The organism is Microcystis sp. LEGE 00066 (genome assembly GCF_015207925.1).
Lineage (GTDB): Bacteria > Cyanobacteriota > Cyanobacteriia > Cyanobacteriales > Microcystaceae > Microcystis > Microcystis ichthyoblabe_A.
Window position 1 is genome coordinate 1 of sequence record NZ_JADEVX010000318.1, and the last position, 2518, is coordinate 2518.

Annotated in this window: 1 protein-coding gene; it reads left to right on the forward strand. The window is 45.6% G+C overall.

Going from position 1 to position 2518, the window contains the following annotated elements:
- The first annotated feature begins 125 nt into the window (after positions 1-125).
- Positions 126-2177: a M3 family metallopeptidase gene (locus tag IQ224_RS23020; protein ID WP_194033536.1), complete on the forward strand. Its 2052-nt coding sequence runs from the start codon at positions 126-128 to the stop codon at positions 2175-2177.
- Positions 2178-2518: the final 341 nt, after the last annotated feature.

Below are 2518 nucleotides of genomic sequence, written 5' to 3' on the forward strand. Positions count from 1 at the left end.
CCCCACACCCCACACCCTACTTCCCATTGAAAAAGCTCCGGCAATCGATCGCCCGGATAGATAGTCGGGGATTTGGGTTAGGGTAGTAAAAGATACAGATTACTCACCCTTGCAGACCAACAATTATGACGAATACCAGTAACCCGCTGCTTGCCGGTCAAGGATTACCAGCTTTTGACCAAATCCAACCTGGCCTGATTGTCCCTGGGATGACGCAACTTTTGCAGGAACTGGCCAGAGAATTAACCGAACTAGAAGCAGAGATTGCCCCCACCTGGGAAAAATTAGTCGAACCCCTCACCCGGATTGAAGAACGTTTAAGCTGGAGTTGGGGGATTATCGGTCATCTGATGGGGGTAAAAAATAACCCAGAATTGCGTCAAGCTTACGAAACCGTACAACCGCAGGTAGTCGAGTTTATTAGCCGTTTAAGCCAAAGTAAACCCATTTATGAAGCATTTTTGTCCCTGCGCCAAGGGGAAAGCTGGGGGCAATTAGACGAGGCACAACAGCGCATTGTCGAAGCTTCCCTGCGGGATGCTCAATTGGCCGGGGTGGGATTAGCAGGGGAGAAAAAAGACAGATTTAACGCGATTCAACTGGAATTAGCGGAAATCACCACGAAATTTTCTAATAACCTTCTCGATGCCACCAAAGCTTTTCAACTGAAACTAACAACCCCAGAAGATATCGCCGGTTTACCCCCTAGTCTCCTTAGTTTAGCCGCCCAAACCGCCCGCACTCAAGGAGAAACTAACGCCAGCACCGAAACTGGTCCCTGGGTGATTACCCTCGATTTTCCCAGTTATTTCCCCTTTATGAAGTACAGCGATAATCGGGAATTGCGCGAAAAACTCTATAAAGCCTACGTTAGTCGGGCTGATCTGGGAGAATTGGATAATAATCCCTTAATCGATCGCATTTTGCAACTTCGTCAGGAACAGGCCCATCTTTTAGGTTATAGTACCTACGCCGAGGTCAGTCTTGCCCGGAAAATGGCCAATTCTGTGGATGAAATCGAGAAATTGCTTGACAATTTGCGCCAAGTAAGCTATGAAGCGGCAAAACAGGATTTAGAGGCCTTAAAAACTTTTGCGGGAACCGACGATCTCAAGCATTGGGATATAGCCTATTGGTCAGAAAAACAGCGTCAGGCCAAGTTTAACTTTAGTGCCGAGGAATTACGCCCCTATTTCCCCCTACCACGGGTTTTAGAAGGCATATTTAGCCTCGCTAAACGGATTTTTGGGGTAGAAATTATCGCTGCCGACGGTAAAGCACCCATCTGGCATCCCGATGTGCGTTATTTCCAGATTAACGACGAAAAGGGCGAAAAAATCGCCTATTTCTACCTCGATGCCTACAGTCGTCCCGCCGAAAAACGCGGCGGCGCTTGGATGGATGTCTGTATCGGTCGGGCCAAAACCGGCACCGAGGTGCGTTTACCTGTGGCTTATTTAATCTGCAATCAAACGCCTCCAGTGGACGGAAACCCCAGTTTAATGACCTTTGAGGAGGTAACTACCCTATTTCACGAATTTGGCCACGGTTTACAGCATATGTTAACCACTGTGGATTATTCTGGCGCGGCGGGTATTAATAACGTTGAGTGGGACGCGGTGGAATTGCCCAGTCAATTTATGGAAAATTGGTGTTATGATCGCCCTACTTTAATGAGTATGGCCAAACACTACGAAACCGGTGAAACTCTCCCCGAACATTACTATCAAAAACTGCTTCTAGCTAAGAATTATATGAGCGGTTCGGCTATGCTGCGTCAGCTACATTTGTCTTTAGTAGATTTGGAATTACACCATCGTTATCAACCCAATGGCAGCGAAACTCCTAAACAAGTCAGACAGCGTTTAGCGGCGACGACGACGATCATTCCCCCCCTACCGGAAGATGCTTTCTTGTGTTCTTTTGGGCATATTTTCGCCGGCGGTTATGCGGCGGGTTACTATAGTTATAAATGGGCAGAAGTTCTCAGCGCCGATGCTTTTGCCGCTTTCGAGGAAGTGGGATTAGATAACGAAGAAGCAGTGAAAGCGATCGGTCGCCGTTTTCGTGATACTGTTTTAGCTATGGGGGGAAGTTCCCATCCTATGAATGTTTTTAAAGCTTTCCGCGGTCGTGAACCTAGTACCGAACCTCTCCTCCGTCATAGCGGGTTATAAAAGTAGCCAAAAACCTTTCTTTGTGGTGCGTTACGGCAATATTCAGAGCTTGATTTTTTCCCTAAAAACAAGGGATTGCCTAACGCACCCTACTTGACTACTTAACATTTTTTCATAAATAGGCTCTCAAACTTGCTGTAAAAATAGAAATGATAAGTTACAATACTATTGTTCTATACATCACCAATCTAGCCTTTGATAAAATTTATGGAATCAGGCTCTTCGGGAATTGTTATGCAAATAATTAACTTAAAATAAAATTCAATGAGAGTACCTAAGCTCAAAAGTAGCTGAAATTCATACAGGAAAGGACTTAAGGCACAAATAAGTTAATATCAAAA

Excerpts from the sequence above, each read along its gene's own strand:
- IQ224_RS23020 (WP_194033536.1), top strand. The coding sequence starts at position 126 with ATGACGAATACCAGTAACCCGCTGCTTGCCGGTCAAGGATTACCAGCT.